This is a genomic window from Mucilaginibacter humi (assembly GCF_013087555.1).
Map to the genome: position 1 here is coordinate 13,377 of NZ_JABFCR010000009.1, position 14,872 is coordinate 28,248.

Below are 14,872 nucleotides of genomic sequence, written 5' to 3' on the forward strand. Positions count from 1 at the left end.
CTGGGGTGTGCAACCAAACGGCAGACCCCGGACGATAGCGATAGCCGACCCGGATCAATGCGACACGCCCTTCTCCACGTTGAATATCAGCAATATGGCGATTGCTACCTCTGGGAATTATGCGAAATATGCCATTATTGATGGCAAAAGGTACTCGCATACGATCGACCCTAAAACGGGCTTGCCGGTTAGCGGCATTAAAAGCGTCAGCATCATATGCCCCAATGCAGAATTTGCCGATGCCATGGCTACTCCGGTCACCGTGATGGGGGTCCGTGTCGGCCTTAACCTGATCGACCAGTTGCAACACGTTGCCTGTATCATCGTCGACGATCATAATCAAGTCTATACCTCTAAAAATATAAATGTTAAACACTGATGCTATGAAAAAACAAACTATCCTGCTGTTGGCCTTTCTTGCCATCATGGTAACATCCGGACTGACTTCCTGCATGTCCGTAAAAGCGTATCAAAAAAACCGCCTTAATGATACCGAGATGGACCTCGTGGCCCGTAAATCACAAAAATTCGAACAGAGCTTTCAATTGTACCGGGAAGCCGGTTCAGGCGCCAACGGTGGAAAAAGCGGCGGTGGCTGCGGCTGTAATTAATATAGACGAACAGAACGATGAGGAAAATATATACCTGCATTGCAGCGCTTTACTTAAGTATTGCGGCCTCGCATGCTCAAACCAAGCCGGTCAGGGACTCCAGTAATTATGAAGCCCGCAAATTGAAGATAGACGAGATCAATATTGTATCTGCTTATTACCACCAAAACGGCAACAACTCGGCGGTTACCGGTGGTATCGGGTCTGAAAAGCTAACAGATTTCGCGAATACCTTTGACCTGCAACTGTCCAAATATGGTATTCGTGGTAAAAAACATACGTTTAATTTTGAATTGGGTGTAGATCATTATACATCAGCCTCTTCTGATAAGATCGATCCTTACACCGTTTCCTCCGCTTCTATGCAGGATACCGGGGTTTATCCCTCGTTCAACTGGACGATATCCGATGACAAAACCGGCCGGGCATTCGGGCTAACAGCGTCGTATTCACACGAATTCGACTACCAGTCTTTTGGTGGAGGATTGAACTTGACTTTGCTCTCCAAAAATAAGAATACCCAGTTTGATCTTAAAGCGCAAGCCTTCCGGATACACGGAAAGTTATTCTTCCCGTGGAGCTCCGGCCACCGGGTTACGGTTCAGGGTCCGAACACGAAGACCGGCACCCAGTAGACCACCGGCCCCGTAATTCATTCAGCACATCTTTCTCCCTCTCGCAAGTGATCACGCAACGCCTGCAAATGGCAGTGATCGTCGAGCCGTCTTATCAGAAAGGTTTGCTGGCCACCGAATATCAGCGGGTATATTTTAATGGCAACTTTGCCACCGGCGCAGGGCCAACCGCCAGCATTTTTAACGAGCGTATCGAAAACCTACCCGGCACTCGCTACAAACTTCCGGTCGCTGTCAGATTGAATTATTTTCTCGACGACCATTTTATTATCCGGACTTTCTATCGGTATTACACGGATAGCTGGGGAATCAGGGCGCACACTGCGGAACTGGAGATCCCGGTTAAACTAACCTCTTTTGTTTCGGTCAGCCCTTATTATCGTTTCAATCATCAACAAGGCACCCGGTATTTTGCGCCTTATGGCCAGCACAGCCCGTCAGAAACCTATTATACCAGTGATTACGATCTTTCCACCCTTAACAGCAACTTTATGGGGGCAAACATCCGGTTGTCGCCGCCAAATGGCGTATTTGGCTGGCAGCACTTTAACTCCCCGGAGATCCGGGCCGGTCATTATATGCGTTCCACCGGTTTAAACTCCAATATTGTAACTTTAGCCATGAAATTTAAATAACGATAATGCACTATCGGCCGCCGTTGCCGCCTTTCTGATGACGAAGCTGATCAACGGCGATTAAAAAGACTTTCCGCCATTGATCATATCCGAGACAATGCCCGGGCTATCCTTCCGTTCGGCCGGGGAACACGCCAGCCAGGTGAACGGCGATAAAAGCTAAAACCGGTACATGCAGAAGCCATGTACCTCTTTGACGCTGTGGCGAATGGATTTGAAAGGTGCCAGCAGGTCTTCAAAAGCCGGGGAATAATCCGGTGATGACCAATACCCCGAGCAGCACATAGAAACCCGCGTAAAGGCTTTTGACCGCCCACTCATGTCGGGCGATCTCCCGGTTTTTTTTAATTACCCGGAATTGAAGGTAAGCCGAACGAAGTTTTCGCAGAAATTTCTGGTCCGCCAGTTGAAATGCTTCCAGTACCAGCCGGAAAAGAAATAAGCCCGCTAAAACATAGCCGAAATAGGTATGCACCTCCCATACTTTATCACCTAAGGCATGTGCTACTGAACCTGCCTGCTGCGCGGTAACCGTTACGCTGTCTTTTCCCAATTCGTTCTGCAGCACACGCGTGATGGTAGCCCGGTCGGTAAGAGTAGAATTGATCAACACGGTTAGCAGGGAGCCAGTGATCGTAGCGGCGGTGGCCCAGTGCCAAAAACGCAATCTGGCAGAATTTTTCTTTATTTGATCAGGTCTTTCGATGTTTCTGCGGGTTGGCTCTATAACAGTCATAGGTTTATTACATTTTGATATAGGGAAAATTACTGGTTAATTTAGGAGAAAATCTGAAGTGCGCGCCGCAACTTCAGATTTTCTCCATTTATCTGTTTATTTTAATTAAAAAGCATTGAAACTACTGGTCATTGAAGATGAACAAAGTTTGCGGGAAAACATTACGGACTACCTGAACGCTGACGGCAATATCTGCGAAAGCTGCGGCAACCTGGAGGATGCGCTTCGTAAACTTACGGATTATCATTACGATTGTGTATTGCTGGATATCGGCCTGCCCGATGGCGACGGCTTTACCGTACTCGAATATTTGAAAGCACAGGGTAAAATGGAAGCGGTATTGATCATTTCCGCACGCAATTCCCTGGATGATAAGCTGAACGGGCTGAATGTAGGCGCCGATGATTACCTGACCAAACCGTTCCACTGGCCGAATTGAAAGCCCGGCTTATGGCTGTGTTCCGGCGTAAAACATTGAATACGAACAGCAAACTGATCTTTCATGAGATCGTTATCGATGTGCTGGGCAGAAACGTTCAGGTTAACGACGCACCGGTTGTTCTCACTAAAAAAAAAGAGTACGATATGCTGCTGTATTTTTTGGCAAATAAAGGCCGTATCATTTCTAAAAGCGCGATAGCGGAACATTTATGGGGCGATGAAATGGATTTGCATGATAGTTTTGATTTCATTTATACCCATATCAAGAATTTGCGTAAAAAGCTCATGGATGCCGGTTCGAGGGATTATGTTAGGTCCATTTATGGCGTGGGGTATAAATTTATAGCACCATGAAGCTGGCCGCGCATTATACAAAGGCCAGTATGCTCATTAGCCTGGCGGTACTTTTTTAGGAGCGGTGATCTATTTTTTTGCGATCAATTATACGGCGAATGTACAACTGGACCGAAACTTGTCACAAGCACTGAATGAAGCGGAAGATTATCTCCAGTCGACTACCCAACCTCAGCAATACGACCTTGACAAGGACCACGTCATATTTATTAAGACAGATCAGCGCATCTTTCAGCGGCGGTACTTTGACACGGTTTACCGTAATTTCAGGGAAAAACGGACCGAAGCCGGCCGGGCTGTGGAAGACCTGGTCACGGCTGGGGATCAACGCTATAAGGTCATTATCACCATATCCCGGGAAAGCACCCGGTCGCTGGTCGGGATCATTAGTCTGATCACCCCGGGTTTAATAGCCGGCTTATTAGTTGTTTTGTTTATCACCAATAAATATGTATTGAATGGACTTTGGAAGCCTTTCCACACCACACTCAGGGAAATCAAAACATTCGATGTGGCCGGCAATACGCAGTTTTCATTTAAGAGCAGCAAAGTCGATGAATTCACAGAGCTGAATGCCGCCATTCGCGACATGTACGAGCGGGTTAAAGCGGAATACGGGAACTTAAAGCTTTTTACAGAAAATGCTTCGCACGAACTCATGACGCCGCTCGCCGTCGTCACAACCAAGCTGGATACCTTTATACAGGATGAAACCTTAAGACCCGACCAGTTAGAGCAGGTAAACGATATTTACAGATCCATCAGCAAATTGACGCGGCTGAATCAGGCCTTGTTACTACTGATTAAATTGGATAATGAATTGATCAGGGACGATGAGCCGGTCGACCTGAAACAAATGATCGTCGAAAAGATCCAGCAGTTTCAGGAAGTGGCCAGATCAAAAGATATCCTTATTCATCAACAATTGGCGGATAAAGAGGTAATCGCCAGTAAATATCTGATGGAGATCTTATTGAACAACCTGCTCAGCAACGCGATCCGGCATAATGAACAGCATGGCCGGATCGAGATCTCCCTGGACAGGGATCGGTTGGTCATTAAAAATACCGGCCAGCCCATTAAGCTCGGCAGCGAACAAATATTTGAGCGCTTTCAAAAAAGTAAACAATCCAGTGGAATGGGTTTGGGACTGGCTTTGGTAAAAAACATTTGCCGGCAAAATGGTTTCGACATCCGGCATGATTTCGCCGGGACTGGCATACCTTTACAATCACTTTCTAAGATAGGGCAAAACGATATCGACAGACTTCAGATTATACTCAGAATTACCTGTTAGTTTCGGGAGCATTCCTTAAGCAATTGAAGATGCCTCCCTTATCGATGAAAAAATATTATCTCTTTTTTTCTGCATTATTATTTGTGCTCAGCGTACAGGCCCAGGATAATTATGAAATCGAGGTCTACGGCTCGCCAACAGTTGAAAAAGGCCGAACCATGGTCGAACTGCATAGTAATTATACAACTAACGGCAGTAAATTCGGTTCAGGCCCGGAATTGCCCACGAATCATGTCCTTCATGAAACTATCGAACTCACGCATGGTTGGACGACTGGTTCGAAACCGGATTCTATATTTTTAATTCAATAGGAAATGATGGCCGCACCGCTTATGTAGGCTCCCATATACGGCCGCGCGTTACTGCGCCTGTAGAATGGCACTGGCCAGTTGGGGTAAGCTTGTCTACCGAATTTGGGTTCCAAAAACTAGCCTTTGATGCAAACACCTGCTCTTTGGAGATCAGGCCAATCGTAGACAAAACATGGAACAAGGTCTATCTCGCGCTGAACCCGACAGTGGAGAAAAGCTTTGCCGGCCCCGACGCCAATACCGGATTTATCTTTTCACCGAATATTAAAGGCAGTTACAACTTGAGTAAAGTCGTGGCCATTGGTTTGGAGTATTATGGCAGCACCGGGCCCTTTTTTCATTATTATCCTTATCAGCAGCAGGAACACCAGCTTTTTGCCGCCACCGATCTCGATCTTGACCCCAATTGGGAATGCAATGTCGGTATCGGCTACGGCTTTACCTCCGTTACCGACAAGCTTATTGTCAAATTGATCCTCGGCCGCCGGTTTTAATAGTCTTAATGATCATAGCTGGCATATTTTTTGCCCTTTTTAATTAAATATTGGGATTATGCTGCGGAAAAACATACTTATTTGGGGCTTGCTATCAGTAATGGTAAGCGCCTGTCATCAAACAACTGATAGTGAGAAGATCGCCGATCACCAGAACAGTCAAAAAGCTGATCGTGACACGTCTATTAGACAAATTGAAACAGATACAAAATTTGTAGTAAAGGCAACCAGTGGCGTTACCATGGAAACGGAATTGGGTTCGTATGCAGCAAAACATGCCGCAACGCCGGGCGTTAAGAAATTTGGTCAGACCATGGTTACGGATCATGCCAAGGATAAGGCAGTACTTACCAGTTTGGCTACAGCGAAACACATTACCATTCCGACCCGAACCGGCAGCGACTTTCAAAAACACATTGATGAAATCACGGCAAAAAGGGCTTAGCTTTTGATAAAGCTTATATCAGTTTTATGGTGGGTGATCATAAGGAAGACATCAGCGAGTTTGAAAAAGAAGCCGGGACGGTAAGGATCCTGAAATTAAAGCCTTTGCCGCCAAAGGTGTGCCTACGCTTCAACATCATCTACAAATGGCAGCTAATCTTAATGATCAATTGAAGTGAAACACCACGTGAACCCCCTTTTAGGGAATTGACCTCAAGTGATCAACATCACCCGATAATCTGATGCGAGTGCCGAACAGGTGGCCATTTATGCCTGACCGATTTCAAAGAAGAAGGACTCATCGAAAGGAAAGGCAGCGAGATACGGGTCCCGGATACCGTACGCCTCCGGGAAATGAAGAATTAATTCGTGTTGGCTATCAGCATATTCCCTGATGCCCGTCATGTTTTATCTTTCTGATTGCTGCGATCTTTAACCATCAAACAGCAAATCATGAAAAAGATATTAGTACTCACCGATTTCAGCGACAACGCCAGGCGGGCCGCTGAAGCCGCGGTAACCCTTGCGGGAAAGCTGCATGCCAATATCATCTTGTTTAATACCTATGTCAGTGAGCCGGTCATGTCGGAATATGGCGGTGCACCCCGGCCGGTAGATCAATTGATGTGGGCCGATGAAGGCAAAGAAAAACTGAAGTTTCTGAAAGAAGACCTCCGGGAACTGGTCCAACAGTTGCCGGCAGGCGATCACCACCCGAGCATCGATGACCGTCATGCCTCGGGTAGCCCGGGCAGCCAGTGAAAAACTTGTTACAACGGGACCAGATAGAACTGATCATCATGGGCGCGCGTACCGGCAAAGCACGGGAACACCTGCTCATGGGCAGTGATACCTCGGCAGTGATCGAACATACCAGCCGTCCGGTACTCATTCACCCGGAGAGCCGGCCTTTGAAAAAGTTGCAGAAAGTTACTGTGGCTACCGATTTTGACCAGGCCGATCAAAAAGCGGTACATTACCTCACCCGTATAGGGCGCATATTCGGCTTCAGCCTTGACATCGTTCACGTGTCGTTATGGGGCGAAAAACCAGTGAGCGATCCCCTCAAAACAGCATTTAAGCAGCAGGTGGCCAAATATAATTTCCCGGACATCAGCTACCGGGAAGTAGGCGGCAAAGACCTGATAAAGCGCCTTAGCCACCTGTGTGCAGCTAATGGCAGCGACCTGCTGGTGCTGGTACATGACCGTCATAATTGGCTTAACCGGCTATTGAAACAAAACCAGGCGCAGGCCTTGCTGGATAATCAGCAACTGCCGGTACTTATCGTCCCGGCCGCCATCGCCGATAAATAAAGGATACAGGCGGTAGCTGCAGGGCTACCGCTTAATTTTTATCCATATCATTGATCGTTGTACCTGCCCCGGTGATCATGGCTTTTAATTTTTCCGGCATTGGCCGGCAACCGCAGTATTGCTGATGCGCCAGTGCGGGTGATCCGCTGGTCCGGGGTTGCGTTCTTCGGCATGACGTTCTCCGCATGCCAGGCTTTATTGATCTTCATAATCTGTTATATTAATATTCAGCTGTCCATTTCAGTCCTTCACCTCTGGCATGTCCAGATACTGGCAGATAGATTGGCAATATGCCAAGAAGTTGCCGGCCCCGCACCTGCTAATGTCATACAACGAAATTAGTAGCTTACCGGCAGCGAAAACATGACGGAGCGCACCGACACAAGTGATCTGCTAACGATTCCCGGGTATAAGTGAAGCCATGTGGGACCGATTCCGCCATTTCACGAGCTCGAACCAAACCGCGGCGATAAACCCAGCGCCCGCGCTAACTCCCAGCAGAGCGGCTGACAAGGGTTCGAAACCAAAGAAATTGGCTAAAGGAGCAATATAGATCAATGCTGTGGAAAGCAGCACAGTTATCCCTATGATCGCTAATACCGGGTTATTCTTATATCCGAGTGTAGTAAACAGCGAGTAATAGAATGAGCGGTTAACAAGCGTAAGCCAAATGTTCGCGCTGATGAGGCAGGCAAATACCATGGTCCGGGTAACCGCTTCGTTGAAGCCGTTACCAACGGCGTACCGATAGATGAGCAGCGTTCCCGAGGTGATAACCAGTCCTTGCAGGACGCTGGTTGCTAACTCCTTCCAATTGAAAAAGGTGGTGCTAAACGGGCGCGGCTTTTGCAGCATCGTATTTTTTTCCATCGGTTCATTTTCATAGATAATAGAGCAGGTCGGCCCCATGATCAGCTCCGAGGAAGATGATATGCACCGGCGAGAAGATATTAGGGTAGATCCAGCCCGGGGCCAACGGGATGAAGACGGTCAGTATGATGGGAATGTGAATGGAAATAATGTATTGTATGGCCTTTTTCAGGTTGGTATAGATACGTCTGCCCATGGCAACAGCATCTACCATCTTAGACAGGTCATCTTCCAACAAGATCAGTGAAGCCGCCTCTTTGGCAATCTCCGTACCTTTTTTACCCATGGCTATACCAATGTGTGCCGCTTTTAAGGCCGGGCCGTCATTTACCCCATCGCCCGTCATGGCCACTATCTCGTTCCCGGCTTTTAGCGCGTTGATGATCCTTAGCTTGGCATCAGGAAACATCCGGGTAAAAATATTCACCGCTCCCACCTCCTCCTGAAGTTCCTGATCAGACAGTTGCATTAGTGCCTCCCGCTCAACGATCGGCCATTCCCCTGAAACGCAATTTGACGGGCGATCGCGCCGGTAGTTGCCGCGTTATCGCCCGTGATGATCTTCACTCTGATCCCGGCCATATAGAACCCTTGCAGCACCGCCTGTATATTTTTTTAGGCGGATCATAAAAGCCCACCAGGCCTTTGAACGTAAAACGAAACTGCTGCTGCCTGGCCGGGAAATTACTCCCGCTAAACGCGGCCTCCCCAACGGCCAGCAACCGGTAGCCTTTATCAGCCATGGCGTTGATTGCCACCCCGATTTGCGTCTTTTGGGTTTCCGTTAAATCGCAGACCGCCAGCAACGCCTCTGGTGCGCCTTTAGCCGCGATGATGCGTTCTCCGCTTTTATTCTCAAATAAATGTGTCATCATGGGCGGCTGGCCGCCCGTGGGATATTCATGCACCATCCGGTAATCGGGTCGTTCGTCCCGGTTACACAAACCCGCATACGCTTCATGCAATGCGATTTCCATCGGGTCGAATGGTATCGGTTCACTGGCCCACATGGCCAGCCTCACCGAGTCCAGCTCCGGGCCGCCAGGCATCTTTTCACTTGCATCGGTTATACGATCTGCTTGCAGCGTATACACTTTAGCCGGCTCATTTTGTTTTCCGTTAGCGTACCGGTCTTATCAGCACAGATGACGGACGCGCTGCCCGTGGTCTCTACTGTTTTCATTTGTTTAACTACGATACCCATTTTCATCATCCGCCGGGCGCCCAGCGCCATAAAGGTGGTAAATGCCACCGGTATCTCTTCGGGTAAGATGCTCATCGCGAGTGTCAGCGCTTTGATCAGGCTATCCAACAGGTTAGGCGAACGAAAATAGTTGATGCTCCAGACGCCTACAAATACGATTAGTCCCGCGATCACCATTTTTTTACAAAATTGTTTATCTGTAGTTCCGGGGTGTTTTTTCTTCTGCTATAGCTTCCCAGGCTTTTACCGATCTTGCCTAAACGGGTTTGGTTGCCGATAGCGGTTATAGTAGCGATAGCCAAGCCGCTGGCTACGGTAGTGCCGTGAAAAATAAAATGATCTGGCGTTGCGCTATCTTTATAAACCGCCGGGGATTCACCGGTAAGCACGCTTTCGTTGACGGAGAAATCATTGGCATGTACGATCATGCCATCCGCCATAATCAAATTGCCCTCTTCGACCATCAGGCTGTCGCCCACAACCAATTCTTCACTTTTTATGGCAGTCACCTCCCCGTTCCGGATCACTTTACATTGAGGTTGCGAGAAGTCCTTTAATTTTTCAAGCGCGTTGCGGCTCCTTGAGTCCTGGAACAAAGAAATGCCGGCAACCAGTATAATTGCCGAGGCCAGGAAAATACCGTCACCTGTTTTGCCGCTGATAAAATAAACACAAGCCGTAACCAGCAGCAACAGCACCATGGGCTCTTTGGCAATTCCGCTCAGGGCATCAATAAAACCGTTCGTTTTTTTTTAAAGAAAGATCGTTCTTTCCATGGGCGGACCTTGATTTAATAACCTCGTGGTCACTTAAGCCCTGTATACCATAATTATTCGCTGCCATAACTTTTATCTTAAACGGAGCCTCCCGCTGATCCGCCGTCAGTGTCGATCATGTCGGGCGGGATAACGAACAGCGGCATAGGCGGATAGTCCAGGTCGGCTTTGGCGTCATGGTTCGCGCTTTCCAAAAAGTCGGTGAGCATCAGTATCGTTTGCATAGCAGTATTCGTTAGATCATAAATTTAGCCTTTATCTGTTGAATACAAATGATTAGAATCAAAATTCCTCTTGACGACTATTATTTAACCGGGAGGAACAAATGACTATCTTCGATAAAAAAATGTCATGAACGAAACCCATATCCACCTGCTCATCACCCACCTGCCAATTATTGGCACAGCTCTGGGTGCATTCGTTTTGATCCATGGGTTATGGAGAAAAAGCAATTCAACTTTTATCGCTGCCTATAACATCCTGATCCTTTCGGCTTTGGGAGCGGGCATCGCCTATATAACGGGCGAGGGAGCAGAAGAAAGCGTGGAACATTTACAACGATTCTCCGAAAGGGTAATTGAGGAACATGCGGAATCTGCTGAGGTCTCGCTGATTGCATTGATAGTGATCGGCTTTATTGCGGCGATCGGGGTTTTTGCTACCCTAAAAAACCTGTCACTGGCCCGGCCACTGGCATGGATTGTATTGATCACGACTTTTATTGGCTTTGCCCCTGGTAGCCCGGACAGGCTATTTAGGTGGACAGATCAGGCATACCGAAATTGGCACCAATCAAGTCCCGACGGATAAGGGAGCGAGCAGGACAAAGGATGATTGATCTCCTTGGGATGACGGTAAGTTTTCAGCATACCTGTTGGTATAGCCTCTTTCTATACAGCGTAAGTTGCCTTATAAAAAGAAAGAGCACAATATAAAAGAACGATGGGAAAAGAAATGCCAGTTACTGTTAAACGAGCCATAGAACTCTGCGGGCTCTTCGTTTTAGGTTGGATAATTGTATACGGCAGTACCGTTATTATGCCCCTTTTGATGGCGTTTTTTTTTCAGCCTCATGCTTTTACCTGTATTTCGTTTTTTCAGAAAGCGAAAAGTTCCGGAAGCGATAGCGGTCTTTCTCCCTATACTATTATTAACGATCGTTGTCGCCTTCGTGGTCTGGTTGTTTTCCAGCCGGTGGGCGCACTCTTAGACGATTTCCCGCAGATCCAGCGAACCGTAGCCAAACACCTCGATGACCTGAGCATATGGATCAGCCGGTCATTTGGCTATTCCCCCGCAGAACAGCTGAAATTCATCAACGTACAGAGTAAAAAATTATTCAGTTCCCTTGGCGGTATCTTAAGTACGGCGGCAGGATCGTTGTCAGGTATGATCATTTTTCTGGGTCTGTTGCCCATCTATATCTACCTGATAATGCTGTACCGTAACCTTTTCGTCAAGTTCATCCTGATGTGGTTCAGGAAAGAAGAGTATCCAAATGTCGAAGAAGCCATCCTGTTAACTGAGCAAATGGTTAAAAGCTATCTTTTCGGGCTGTTGATCCAGATCACTTATATCATCATTCTTCTGGGAGGTATTCTTTGGCTGTTTGGCATACAGAACGCCTTACTGATCGGGATCATTTTTGCTTTTCTGAATCTGATACCTTACCCGGGTGCTTTGATCGGTAACATCCCGGGTGTATTACTTACCCTGGCCTCATCAGACCGCCCGGCAGATGTGCTGATAGTTTTAGGTGCGATTACCATTGTACAGTCCCTGGATAACAATATCCTGATGCCACGTATCGTGGGCTCACAGGTCAAGATCAATCCACTCGTTTCCATCGTTGGCATCATCGTCGGTGGGGTCATGGCGGGGCTCTCCGGCATGTTTCTGGCCATGCCGGTGCTTTCCATCTTAAAGATCGTGTTCGACCGCAGCAAAAAATACCGGCAGTGGGGGTATTGCTGGGTGATGAGCGGCCGGCCAGGGGGCGGTGAAATTTTAATGCCTTGTTTGATGTGCTGCTTTGCGTGCAGATTTGTAGATCTGGAAAATGATCAATGGCAGCAGGCTTATCATCACCGCAGTTACCCATAGCGGAAAGGAAAGCACCGATAACCCTAAAACCAGTCGCAGGCTGGGCACGGCAAAGACCATCAACAGGAGTGCACCGCACACCAGTATCGCAAGCCATATCCATTTGTTGCGGGTAACCTCGTTGTTAAACGGTCCCGAACCTTCCGAAGCCATATTGAATACATGAAATAATTGGGCGAAGGTAAGCGTGATAAAAGCCATATTATTGCAGGTGCGGTCATTGCCATGCAGTATTTTTTGCCCGTAAAGCACCGCAATGATCACCGCCGAGGTGATTGCGGTGGCATAAAGGGCTATGACCAGCCATTTCTTGCCTGTCACGATGTCTTTCCCGGGATCTCTCGGGGGCCTGTCCATCACCGTTCTGTCACCCGTGCCTAAGCCGAGGGCCAGCGCCGGGAAGATATCGGTCACCATATTGAGAAATAGGATCTGCAGTGGTAATAAAGTAGCGCCTGGCATAACAATACCCAGCAGCGTTACAATGAAGATCTCGCTCAGATTACAGGATACCAGGTAGACCGCGAACTTCTGAATGTTCTGGAAGATTTCGCGCCCATGGGCTACCGCCGGGCGATGGAGGTAAACGAATCATCTTTCAGGATAATGCTGGCAGTCTCTTTTGCTACCTGTGTACCCCGCATACCCATGGCGATGCCCACATCTGCTTTTTTAACGCAGGTGCATCATTAACCCCATCACCCGTCATGGCCACAATATAGCCCCCATGTTGGTATACATCCGCAATTTCCAGTTTTTGCTGGGCGGTGGTCTGGCAAAAATTGCGGTATTCAAAATGCGTTGGCGCCAGGCGGGTGTCAGCAGCCCGGCAGGTGGCAGTTCCTTTCCGGTAAGAACGGCTTTGTCCTGATCATCGATCAGCCCCACTTTACGGGCAATGTTCAGGGCTGTTTGCGGGTGATCGCCGGTGATCATTACTATTTTGATACCTGCCGCCCTGCAATTAAGGATGGCTCCCTTGATATCAGTCCGGGGCGGGTCAAGAAAACAGGCCATACCTACGTAAACCAGTTCATGCAGGTAATCTTCCGCAGGCAGCACCTCCTCTGCCCGGTAAGCAAAAGCCAGTACCCGAAGACCGCTGGCCGCCATTTTTTCGGACCTGGTAAGGATCGCGTTTCTGCTGTCATTTGTTAAACTTTCAATACGGTCGCCAGATTGGAACCGGTCGCATTTTTCCAGCAAGCGTTCAACTGAACCTTTAGCGGTAATGACATAACCCGATGGGCCCTTGTGCAAAGTACCCATCATCATGATCTCGGAACTGAAAGGCACCTCGGCGATCCGACGATACTGCTTTTGCAGCGTGGCTTTATCCAGGCCTGCGGCAAAGGCCATTTGAAGTAGCGATACTTCTACCGGGTCTCCATTACCACCTTCGGCATTGTTGCACAAAGCACCAGCTCGCAATAATTGCTCAAAATTGACCGAACTGTGCCTGATCGCCCCATTCGGGAATTTCAGGAGATTATTTTCAATGCGCACCTTTACACTTTCCTCCGGAAAGGAAAGGCTGTCAATAGTGATCTTGTTTTCGGTCAGCGTGCCGGTCTTATCCGTCAGGATCACCCCGGTGCTGCCCAATGTCTCTACTGCCTGTAAATGTTTTACTATCGCGTTTCTGCGCGCCATCAATAACATGCCGTAAGATAAGGCCACCGTTGCTACTATAGGTAAACCTTCAGGAATAGCGGCCACAGCCAGCGCTATTGAAGTCTCTATAATGGTTAACAGGGCCTTGCCCTGTAGCCAGGCCGATATAGCAAAGACAGCTGTCATTGCCAATGTGATCCAGATCAGCTTCCTGCTCAGGGCATTCAGCTTTTTATCCAGTGGTGTTAGTGTGTCCCCTGTGCTTTCCACCAAGGCAGTGATCTTGCCTAACTGTGTGTTTGCCGCGATGCCCGTTACGATCATCATCGCATGGCCATTGATCGCAGCGGCACCTTTGAAAACCATGTTCTTTTGGTCGCCGAGGAAGGTGTCCGCTGACAGGGGACTGGTCCCCTTATCACACGGCAACGACTCGCCGGTCAGCGATGACTCATCACATTGAAAGCGGTTAACCATCATCAGCCGGCCATCTGCCGGTATGATATCCCCAGATTCCAGAACGACCAGGTCGCCGGGGACTAACTCTTCAGCCGAAACGGACCGTGTCTTTCCCTCCCGGACCACTTTAGCCGTTATCACCTCCATTTTTTTAAGGCATTCATGGAGCTGCGCGCCTGCATCTCCATCAGGAAACCAATCAGTGCATTAATGAGAATAACGACGAGGATTGACGCCCCCTCCGGGATATCTTTAAAGTAAAAAGAGACACCGGCACCAAAAAACAGGAGGTAAACAATGGGGCTTCTGAACTGTTCCAGCAGGATTAGCCAGCTATTCTTCCGCTCTTGTCCCGGATAGGTATTAGAACCGAATTTATTCCTGCGCCTGCCCGCCTCATGTTCTCCCAGCCCATTTGCGCTGTCCGTTCGCATCAGCGAGACTACCTCAGCTGCGGATAAAGAAAACGGTTGCGCTAAAGGGTATTTCATGATCGCCTGGAGTTAACGACGGGGCTTATTTTGTTTCCTCCCTGAAAGTAAGCAAGGGGATCTTGCTATAGAATGAATAGG

The 14,872-nt window shown here is 48.3% G+C and carries 24 protein-coding genes and 1 pseudogene; 15 read left to right on the forward strand and 10 right to left on the reverse strand.

Annotated features, from left to right (window positions below):
- Positions 1 to 7 precede the first annotated feature (7 nt).
- Genes HK413_RS20595 through HK413_RS16370 form a run of 4 tightly spaced genes read left to right on the forward strand, consistent with a single transcriptional unit; the run spans position 8 to position 1,881 of the window.
- On the forward strand, positions 8 to 379 hold the full coding sequence (locus tag HK413_RS20595) for an FAD:protein FMN transferase (RefSeq protein WP_317169234.1): 372 nt from the start codon (positions 8 to 10) through the stop codon (positions 377 to 379).
- A gap of 4 nt (positions 380 to 383) precedes the next feature.
- Complete coding sequence (locus tag HK413_RS03005) at positions 384 to 611, forward strand: DUF4266 domain-containing protein (protein WP_175269086.1); 228 nt, start codon at positions 384 to 386, stop codon at positions 609 to 611.
- Between the two features lie 17 nt (positions 612 to 628).
- A complete protein-coding gene (locus HK413_RS16365) occupies positions 629 to 1,246 on the forward strand; it encodes a DUF3570 domain-containing protein (protein WP_246229607.1) in 618 nt (205 codons plus the stop codon).
- Positions 1,247 to 1,293: 47 nt separating this feature from the next.
- Positions 1,294 to 1,881 carry a DUF3570 domain-containing protein gene (locus HK413_RS16370; RefSeq protein WP_317169235.1) on the forward strand — a complete coding sequence of 196 codons (588 nt, stop codon included), beginning with the start codon at positions 1,294 to 1,296 and terminating at the stop codon, positions 1,879 to 1,881.
- A gap of 235 nt (positions 1,882 to 2,116) precedes the next feature.
- Here HK413_RS16370 and HK413_RS03015 read toward each other — a convergent pair whose 3' ends face one another.
- Positions 2,117 to 2,617: a cytochrome b/b6 domain-containing protein gene (locus HK413_RS03015; protein WP_246229609.1), complete on the reverse strand. Its 501-nt coding sequence runs from the start codon at positions 2,615 to 2,617 to the stop codon at positions 2,117 to 2,119.
- A gap of 115 nt (positions 2,618 to 2,732) precedes the next feature.
- On the opposite strand from HK413_RS03015, the gene HK413_RS20600 reads away from it, so the two are divergent.
- The 9 genes from HK413_RS20600 to HK413_RS03045 all read left to right on the forward strand — a co-directional run bounded on the left by HK413_RS20600 (position 2,733) and on the right by HK413_RS03045 (position 7,274).
- Entirely contained in the window at positions 2,733 to 3,056 is a 324-nt protein-coding gene (locus tag HK413_RS20600; protein ID WP_317169236.1) for a response regulator transcription factor, read from the forward strand.
- Positions 3,053 to 3,412 carry a winged helix-turn-helix domain-containing protein gene (locus HK413_RS20605; RefSeq protein ID WP_317169237.1) on the forward strand — a complete coding sequence of 120 codons (360 nt, stop codon included), beginning with the start codon at positions 3,053 to 3,055 and terminating at the stop codon, positions 3,410 to 3,412. The genes HK413_RS20600 and HK413_RS20605 overlap by 4 nt, the downstream gene beginning before the upstream one ends.
- 64 nt (positions 3,413 to 3,476) lie before the next feature.
- Entirely contained in the window at positions 3,477 to 4,709 is a 1,233-nt protein-coding gene (locus HK413_RS20610) for a sensor histidine kinase (RefSeq protein ID WP_175269087.1), read from the forward strand.
- A 44-nt stretch (positions 4,710 to 4,753) separates the two neighbouring features.
- A complete protein-coding gene (locus tag HK413_RS14575; RefSeq protein ID WP_217452000.1) occupies positions 4,754 to 5,020 on the forward strand; it encodes a hypothetical protein in 267 nt (88 codons plus the stop codon).
- Positions 4,975 to 5,514, forward strand: a complete 540-nt coding sequence (locus HK413_RS03030) for a hypothetical protein (protein ID WP_217452001.1) — start codon at positions 4,975 to 4,977, stop codon at positions 5,512 to 5,514. Before HK413_RS14575 ends, HK413_RS03030 begins: the two co-directional genes overlap by 46 nt.
- 58 nt (positions 5,515 to 5,572) lie before the next feature.
- Positions 5,573 to 5,959, forward strand: a complete 387-nt coding sequence (locus HK413_RS19165; RefSeq protein ID WP_217452002.1) for a DUF4142 domain-containing protein — start codon at positions 5,573 to 5,575, stop codon at positions 5,957 to 5,959.
- Positions 5,960 to 6,053: 94 nt separating this feature from the next.
- Complete coding sequence (locus HK413_RS21900; protein WP_394353119.1) at positions 6,054 to 6,137, forward strand: hypothetical protein; 84 nt, start codon at positions 6,054 to 6,056, stop codon at positions 6,135 to 6,137.
- Between the two features lie 274 nt (positions 6,138 to 6,411).
- Entirely contained in the window at positions 6,412 to 6,720 is a 309-nt protein-coding gene (locus HK413_RS03040) for a universal stress protein (protein ID WP_175269088.1), read from the forward strand.
- The gene (locus tag HK413_RS03045; RefSeq protein ID WP_175269089.1) at positions 6,717 to 7,274 is read left to right on the forward strand and encodes a universal stress protein; all 558 of its coding nucleotides are present in this window, start codon (positions 6,717 to 6,719) and stop codon (positions 7,272 to 7,274) included. The genes HK413_RS03040 and HK413_RS03045 overlap by 4 nt, the downstream gene beginning before the upstream one ends.
- 47 nt (positions 7,275 to 7,321) lie before the next feature.
- Here HK413_RS03045 and HK413_RS03050 read toward each other — a convergent pair whose 3' ends face one another.
- The 6 genes and pseudogenes from HK413_RS03050 to HK413_RS03060 form a co-directional block, all read right to left on the reverse strand.
- The gene (locus HK413_RS03050) at positions 7,322 to 7,483 is read right to left on the reverse strand and encodes a hypothetical protein (protein WP_175269073.1); all 162 of its coding nucleotides are present in this window, start codon (positions 7,481 to 7,483) and stop codon (positions 7,322 to 7,324) included.
- Between the two features lie 184 nt (positions 7,484 to 7,667).
- Positions 7,668 to 8,144: a cation transporting ATPase C-terminal domain-containing protein gene (locus HK413_RS16385; RefSeq protein WP_246229611.1), complete on the reverse strand. Its 477-nt coding sequence runs from the start codon at positions 8,142 to 8,144 to the stop codon at positions 7,668 to 7,670.
- Positions 8,145 to 8,154: 10 nt separating this feature from the next.
- Positions 8,155 to 8,613, reverse strand: coding sequence for an HAD-IC family P-type ATPase (locus HK413_RS16390; RefSeq protein ID WP_246229613.1), 459 nt, complete (start codon positions 8,611 to 8,613; stop codon positions 8,155 to 8,157).
- A gap of 94 nt (positions 8,614 to 8,707) precedes the next feature.
- A complete protein-coding gene (locus tag HK413_RS16395) occupies positions 8,708 to 9,193 on the reverse strand; it encodes a hypothetical protein (RefSeq protein WP_246229615.1) in 486 nt (161 codons plus the stop codon).
- Between the two features lie 17 nt (positions 9,194 to 9,210).
- Positions 9,211 to 10,049 (reverse strand): annotated as a pseudogene (locus HK413_RS21905) (HAD-IC family P-type ATPase).
- A 152-nt stretch (positions 10,050 to 10,201) separates the two neighbouring features.
- The gene (locus tag HK413_RS03060; RefSeq protein WP_175269090.1) at positions 10,202 to 10,348 is read right to left on the reverse strand and encodes a hypothetical protein; all 147 of its coding nucleotides are present in this window, start codon (positions 10,346 to 10,348) and stop codon (positions 10,202 to 10,204) included.
- A gap of 127 nt (positions 10,349 to 10,475) precedes the next feature.
- Between HK413_RS03060 and HK413_RS03065 the strand changes: the two genes are divergently transcribed.
- Positions 10,476 to 10,934 (forward strand): hypothetical protein, encoded by a 459-nt coding sequence (locus tag HK413_RS03065; protein WP_175269091.1) that lies wholly within the window; start codon positions 10,476 to 10,478, stop codon positions 10,932 to 10,934.
- 132 nt (positions 10,935 to 11,066) lie between these two features.
- On the forward strand, positions 11,067 to 12,227 hold the full coding sequence (locus tag HK413_RS03070; RefSeq protein WP_175269092.1) for an AI-2E family transporter: 1,161 nt from the start codon (positions 11,067 to 11,069) through the stop codon (positions 12,225 to 12,227).
- On the opposite strand, the gene HK413_RS03075 is transcribed toward HK413_RS03070, so the two are convergent.
- The 3 genes from HK413_RS03075 to HK413_RS03085 form a co-directional block, all read right to left on the reverse strand.
- Complete coding sequence (locus HK413_RS03075; RefSeq protein WP_175269093.1) at positions 12,132 to 12,689, reverse strand: cation transporting ATPase C-terminal domain-containing protein; 558 nt, start codon at positions 12,687 to 12,689, stop codon at positions 12,132 to 12,134. The genes HK413_RS03070 and HK413_RS03075 overlap by 96 nt on opposite strands.
- A gap of 243 nt (positions 12,690 to 12,932) precedes the next feature.
- A complete protein-coding gene (locus HK413_RS03080) occupies positions 12,933 to 14,447 on the reverse strand; it encodes a cation-translocating P-type ATPase (protein ID WP_175269094.1) in 1,515 nt (504 codons plus the stop codon).
- On the reverse strand, positions 14,438 to 14,791 hold the full coding sequence (locus HK413_RS03085; RefSeq protein ID WP_175269095.1) for a cation-transporting P-type ATPase: 354 nt from the start codon (positions 14,789 to 14,791) through the stop codon (positions 14,438 to 14,440). The genes HK413_RS03080 and HK413_RS03085 overlap by 10 nt, the downstream gene beginning before the upstream one ends.
- Positions 14,792 to 14,872: the final 81 nt, after the last annotated feature.